Source organism: Catenovulum sp. 2E275 (assembly GCF_025515275.1).
Classification (GTDB): Bacteria; Pseudomonadota; Gammaproteobacteria; order Enterobacterales; family Alteromonadaceae; genus Catenovulum.
The window spans coordinates 1-524 of the sequence record NZ_JAOPFU010000129.1 but is presented as its reverse complement, the minus strand read 5'-3'; the positions used below and the strand labels follow the sequence as shown (position 1 = coordinate 524).

Genomic DNA, 524 nt, shown 5'->3' with positions numbered 1-524 from the left:
ACATATAGCCATCCTTGTTGTGTACGGACAAATGTAATATCACCCGACCAATGTGTGTTTAACGACTCAGGATTAAATTGTCTATTCAGTGTATTCGGCGCAATCACAGACGCTTTGCCACCAACTGGATACTTATGTTGTTTAGGTCGCTTAGCAATTAGCTTGAGCCGTTTCATAAAACGGCGAACTTTATCAATACCCAATTTAAAGCCCATATCTAACAGCTCAGATAACATCCTGCGTTTGCCGTAAGTTGCATCCATATCATTGTGAATATGCTTCATAGCGGCTTCTAAACCTACTTTCTCTGCGTCAATCGACTTGGGTTTTAATCGATAATAAAACGAGCTAGAAGCTAATTTTAAACAACGGCATATCTGCTGTACTTGATGACCAGCCTTCTTCAGCTTTACCGCGATTTGCTGCCGCTGTTCATTTCCATAGCGAAGAAGGCTGACGCTTTTTTTAATAAGGCATTGTCACTTTCTAACTGTTTAACTTGTTTTTCTAACTGCTGAATACGT

Annotated in this window: 1 protein-coding gene; it reads right to left on the bottom strand. The window is 40.1% G+C overall.

Annotation, left to right across the window (positions count from 1 at the left end; genetic code table 11):
• On the bottom strand, positions 1 to 284 hold a 284-nt coding region (locus N7931_RS19375; RefSeq protein WP_262795986.1), incomplete at its 3' end, for an IS3 family transposase.
• Positions 285 to 524 lie beyond the last annotated feature (240 nt).